Genomic DNA, 5,956 nt, shown 5'->3' with positions numbered 1-5,956 from the left:
TTACCAGTGGTCAGCATCAGGTATCACTGTCGCAGGCTGCAATGGGTGGTCAGGAGAAAGCCGATGAAGAGTCAGAGTCTCAGCATGAGCAACTCGTCTGTTTCTCAATAGAAGAGCAGGGCTTTGCCTTTCACCTGCAGGATGTAGAGGAAATCGTGCGCGTACCGAGTGAGATTTCCGCTTTGCCCGAGAGTCACCCGTCTGTGTTAGGGCTGGTGAATTTACGTGGGCGGATTATTCCCATTGTCGATTTGGCTACCAATCTGGGCATGTGTCGTGGCGAAATCAATGATGCGTCCCGCATCGTTATCGTGAATAACAGTCAGTCGGCAATTGGCAGTGTGGGCTTTGTTGTCTCGCGTGTTAGTAACGTGATTAGCATCAAAGTGGATGCACTTGAGCCGGTCCCTGAGTTTTGTAGTCAAGGGATGGGTGATGGCGCCCTCGAATCTGTGTATCGGGTCGAAAACAGTAAGCGCCTGGTCTCCATTGTCAACCTGGCTACGATTTTTGAACGTTCATTGAATGATGCAATGGCCGATATTGAGCCCCTGCAAGAGGATACCGCTATGAACGAAGCGAAAGACGCTGAATTGCTCTCAGAAGACAATTCAAAACAGTTTGTTGTGTTTTGGATCGACGGTCAGGAATACGGTGTCAGTATTGAGCTGACCCAGGAAATTACCCGTGTGCCTGAAAAGCTGGAGAGTGTACCCAATACACCAGACTACCTGCGGGGCGTAGTGAATTTGCGAGGCACGGTTTTACCGGTCGTTGATTTAAGAACGCGTCTCGGTCTGATGATGGCGGAAACGTCTGAGCGTCAGCGCATTATTGTCCTGACCCGAGGTCAGCACAAAACCGGTTTTATTGTAGATGGTGTTGCAGAAGTCAAAACCGTGGATTTGGGCGTTATTGAGAAGGCACCTACCTTATCGAATTCTCAGTCACAGCTACTCAATGAAATCATAAAGCTGGATAAGGAACGCCGGATCATTCAATTGTTGGACCCGCAGGTATTGCTTGCGGACAGTGAAGTAACAGTCGGTTAAGAGGTAGAGGGCAAACATGAACGTAAAAGTGTTAATCGTCGATGATTCAGCGCTCATGCGTAAACTGTTTAGTCAGTTGTTTTCACGTAACGGCCTGGAGGTGGTGACCGCTCGCGACGGTGAAGAGGCCATTGATGTTGCAGTCCGGGAAAAGCCCGATGTGATCACATTAGACATCAACATGCCGAAGATGGACGGCATAACGTGTTTAAGCCTACTCAACAAGGTGCACCCTTGTCCGATAATCATGCTTTCCTCGCTAACGCAAAAGGGCGCGCTGGTCACATTGGAAGCACTAGCCCTGGGCGCCAGCGATTATGTGCTTAAGCCCGGTGGTACGGTGTCGACGGACATTTCCAGTATAGAGAGTGAGCTGCTCTCTAAAATCCAGTCGCTAACAAAAGGGGTTTCGGCGAGAAAAGCAATCAGAAAGACGACTGTGACATCGGCGCCGGCTAAAAAAACGGAAACACCTCAGAAGGCGAAAGCGACACCGGTAGCCAGGACACGCATCGATTGTGTACTGGTAGGGGTGTCTACTGGCGGGCCGAAAAAACTGGAGCAGTTGCTAACCGCCTTGCCTGCCAATTTTAAAGCGCCGATTGTCATTTCCCAACACATGCCGATGGCGTTTACCCAGGCACTGGCAAACCGCCTCGACAAGCTTTGTCAGCTAAAGGTTGTTGAGGTGTCCGAAAAGATGCGCCTGATGCCAGGTACCGCCTATATCGCGAAAGGCGAAGCCGATGTGGTGTTCCTGAAAGACGGCGGCCACCTGGCTGTAAGGCCTGTACCGGCTAACCCCAATTACCTGTGGCATCCCAGCGTCGACCGCATGGTGGAAAGCGCAAACTCACAATTTGATCCCGCCAGATTGCTGTGTATTCAGTTAACCGGTATGGGGTGTGATGGTGTGGCGGCTATGTCGGTGTCATACAACCGGGGGGCAACGGTCATTGCCGAGAGCGAAGCGACGGCAACCGTGTTTGGTATGCCTCGGGAACTTATAGAAGCAGGGTGCGTACACCATATTCTGGAAAGCCACCATATTGCTCAAACAGTAATGCGTATTTGCGCGTAGGAGAACTGCAATGGGATTAAAAAAGAAAACAACTACCGTGCTGTCACCTGAGCCGCCTGAAGAGGCTAAATCGGTCGATGAGTTGTGTCATTTGTTACAAAGTCCCGATGCAGATATTCGTCGCGATGCCGCACAGCAATTAATAGGTGAACCAAAAGCAGCGAGTGCACTGATGGCACGCGTTCCCGATGAAGTCGATGAGTCTGTTATCGAGGTATTGTTCAGTGCAATCCAGTCTGTGGTAGATGAAAGCCTTGTGCCGGATATTGCCCAGTGTCTTAAATCAGACAGCGCTCAGGTGCGCAATGCAGCTATTCAACTATTTCAACTGCAGCCTCAGTTGTTTGCTAAACACGTACTAGAGCTGCTGAGTGACGAGGATACCGATACACGTATTTTTGCCGTCGATATCATTGGCGCCATTCAACATCACGATGCACGCACTTGGCTGCATCAGGTCATTCAGTCTGACAGCAGTATCAACGTGGTGGGAACCGCAATCGACAAGCTAAGTGAAATTGGTGATGTGTCGAGCTTACCTGTGCTTGAGAGTGCCCGGACAAAATTCGCTGACAATGGCTATATTTGTTTTGCCATTGATACCGTCAGCAAACAGTTGGTGGATTGCGCTAATGAATGATACAGCCCAAGAAAGTGTAGAACAGATCAGCGAAGCAGATTTCGAGCGCTTCCGCAGTCTGTTTTACCGCAAAACCGGGATCTTCTTCGAACCGTCAAAACGTTATTTCGTCGATAAGCGACTGTATGAGCGTATGAAAGAAACGGGACACGCTAATTTCCGTTCATACTTTACCTTCATGCGCTTTCAGGCGTCTGGCGAGGAGTTTCAGAGCCTGGTAAATGCGATGACTGTGAACGAAACTTATTTCTTCCGTGAGCACTATCAGTTTGAAGCTATGGTCAGCTGCCTGATGGACGAACTCAGTGACATTCGTCCGCCGGGCAAGGATTTGCGGATATGGTCAGTGCCATCCAGTACCGGCGAAGAGCCTTACAGTATTGCTATTTATCTGCTCGAATACTGGCGAGGTCTGGCTGAGCGGGACGTGGAAATCGTTTCGTCAGACATAGATAGCCGGGTATTAGAACAAGCCAAAAAAGGGCTGTATTCGAAACGTTCTGTTCAGAATATTCCGGCTCCTGTGGTGAACAAATACTTCAAGAAAACTGGCAACGACTATCAGTTGTGTGACGATATTCGCGAGTCAGTGTCGTTCTGTTTAATCAATATTCTGGCAGCAAAGGAGAGTCGCTCGCTATCGCGCTTCGACCTGATTTTCTGCCGCAACTTACTTATTTACTTCGACGACCAGTCTCGTCAACGCGCAGCGCAGGTCCTTTACGATGCGTTAAACCCAGGCGGCTTCATCTTTCTGGGACATTCAGAGTCAATGAGTCGAATTTGTTCACTATTTAAAGTCAGAAAGGTGGGCGATGTGATTGTGTATCAAAAACCACTCACCGGGGGTAGCCGCTAATGAAAACTATCATGATCGTTGATGACGCCACGACAGTGCGCTGCTACCACAAAGCTATCGTTGCCAATGACTCGCGACATATCGAAGAAGCCGAAAACGGCATTGAGGCGCTGGAGAAAGCTACCGGTAAAGACATTGATTTGTTTATGGTAGATGTCAACATGCCGAAAATGGATGGCTATCGCTTGTGTCAGGCCATTCGTGCCAGCGACGAACTCAATGCAGTGCCCATCATTATGATTAGCACAGAGTCTGAGACCAAGGATGCGAATAAGGCGTTTAGCGTCGGTGCGAATTTCTATCTGAATAAGCCGGTAGACGCCAATGAGCTAAGTACCCTGGTGTCGCTGATGTTAGGCGAGGTAAGTTATGAGTGATTTACTGCACGTTTTCATTGGCGAGTCCCGGGAAAACCTGGAGTCTGCCAGTCTGCTTCTCGAAAAACTGCACAGCGATGGCTATTCACAGGACGCTATCGACAATGTCTTTCGGGACTTACACACCATCAAAGGGTCGTCAGATTTATTTGATATAAAACCTCTGACGTCGTTAGCTCACGCTGCGGAAGATTTGTTGGATAGCCTGAGAGATGGCAGCACGCCCTTAAATGAATCGCTGTGCGACCTGTTACTGGAAGCACTGGATCAAATATCCAATTGGTTTGATGAGCTGGAATCCGGTAGTGAAAACGTAGAGAAGTGGCAACCGATCTCCACTGAACTGGCCGGTAGGATCCGAGCTTGTATTCATGCCGACACAGACGATGCTGATGGCGGTGAAAGCGAGCAGGCCGCCCAGCAGAGTGAAGCCTCAGCTAGTGTGAGTGCCGCACCAGAAAGTTTTTTAGCGCTAGGTAGTCAAACGCAATTACAGTGTATCGAAGCGGCGTTAGAGTGCGAACAACCCCTATGGCAGGTGAATTACACTCCGGATTCTGATTGTTTTTTCCGGGGAGAAGACCCGCTAACGGTTGCTACAAATACGCCTGAGCTTATTGCCATTCAGGTCACGCCGTCAAAAGACGCGCTGAACGATGTCTTTCAATGTCACCTGGGCATTGTTGTGCATAGCAGTGCCGATGACACCGCCATTGCCAATCACTTTGCGTATTACGAAGGCCAGTATCAGCGTGAGAGCATTGCCCTTGGACAACTGGTAAGCGCATTCTGGGCTGCGAGTGAGGAGTACCTGGTTGCTGCCGAGCAAGGCGAGCTTTGGCAGGCTTATCTCGATGGCGATATGCAGCACAGCGCACGTCTGGCAGAGATGGTCGGCATGGGCGAGGATGTGACGCCAGAAGAAGCCGCAATGTGTCGTATCTTCCAGCTTATTTGCCAGTCAGACACGTTAACGGCGTTACTGGAAAGTGTCACCCACCCAGCCGATAACGACAGCGTGGATGTATCAGCCGACACGCCGTTACAGCAAAATCAAGCCAACGAAACGCCGGAAGATACCGGGGTGAATCAAGCTCGTAATGAAATCCTGTCGCAGCAGCTCATCATACTTCAGTCGATGAATAACAATGCCGATTCTCCGGTGTTCCCATCGGTTAAACGCATCGTCACCGGACTGCTGGGCGAATCTCACACTCAGGAGGCAAGTACCCCGAACCAGCTGGCAAATGCCATTGAACAGTTGCTTAACGCGACTAGTCCTGTCGAAACGGAGAAAGCGCCAGAGCAGGCAGCTACGCCTGTGGTTGAGGAATCAACGGCAGCAGCGCCAGAAGCTAGCGAAACTATGTCCGAGACCGCAGAGGCGGCACCGAAACAAGAACGTCAGGTGCCGAAAACACTGAAAGTGAATCAGGAGAAAATTGACTACCTGATGGACCTGATTGGTGAATTAACGGTGGCAAAAAACTCACTGCCGTATCTTGCTAAACAAGCTGAAGACATTCAGGAAGGCCGCAAGCTGAGCAAGCAGATCAAGGCCCACTTTTCCATTGTTAACCGCCTGACAGAAGAGCTGCAAAGCGCCGTGCTGCAAATCAGAATGGTGCCGGTTTCCCACGTATTCCAGCGCTATCCCCGGCTGGTGAGAGAGTTGGCCAGAAAGCTCAACAAGAAAATCGATCTGGTTATGCAAGGTGAAGACACCGAGTTTGATAAGAACTTGATTGAATCCTTGTCAGAACCGTTGATTCATCTGTTGCGCAATAGTATCGACCACGGTATCGAAGCCCCGTCAGATCGCGGTGCTGCAGGTAAATCTGAAACCGGCACCATTGTGCTGAGTGCCATGCCTCAGGACGACAATGTGGTGATCGAAATCCGTGATGATGGTAAAGGCATCGATGCTGAAAAGATAAAAATGCTGGC

Annotated in this window: 6 protein-coding genes; all 6 read left to right on the top strand. The window is 50.0% G+C overall.

Going from position 1 to position 5,956, the window contains the following annotated elements; translation table 11 throughout:
* The coding region (locus AC4MRN_RS18980) for a chemotaxis protein CheW (RefSeq protein ID WP_491204179.1) at positions 1-1,052 on the top strand (1,052 nt) is incomplete at its 5' end.
* Between the two features lie 16 nt (positions 1,053-1,068).
* Complete coding sequence (cheB, locus tag AC4MRN_RS18975; protein WP_491204178.1) at positions 1,069-2,133, top strand: chemotaxis-specific protein-glutamate methyltransferase CheB; 1,065 nt, start codon at positions 1,069-1,071, stop codon at positions 2,131-2,133.
* 10 nt (positions 2,134-2,143) lie between these two features.
* Positions 2,144-2,773, top strand: a complete 630-nt coding sequence (locus tag AC4MRN_RS18970; protein WP_491204177.1) for a HEAT repeat domain-containing protein — start codon at positions 2,144-2,146, stop codon at positions 2,771-2,773.
* Positions 2,766-3,632 (top strand): CheR family methyltransferase, encoded by an 867-nt coding sequence (locus tag AC4MRN_RS18965; RefSeq protein ID WP_491204176.1) that lies wholly within the window; start codon positions 2,766-2,768, stop codon positions 3,630-3,632. Before AC4MRN_RS18970 ends, AC4MRN_RS18965 begins: the two co-directional genes overlap by 8 nt.
* Entirely contained in the window at positions 3,632-4,009 is a 378-nt protein-coding gene (locus AC4MRN_RS18960) for a response regulator (protein WP_491204175.1), read from the top strand. Before AC4MRN_RS18965 ends, AC4MRN_RS18960 begins: the two co-directional genes overlap by 1 nt.
* Positions 4,002-5,956: chemotaxis protein CheA (locus AC4MRN_RS18955; protein ID WP_491204174.1), on the top strand; the 1,955-nt coding region annotated here is incomplete at its 3' end. The genes AC4MRN_RS18960 and AC4MRN_RS18955, both read left to right, overlap by 8 nt.

Source organism: Marisediminitalea sp. (assembly GCF_984433645.1).
Note: the sequence above shows the minus strand (reverse complement) of the source record. Positions and strands in the feature narration are given on the sequence as shown.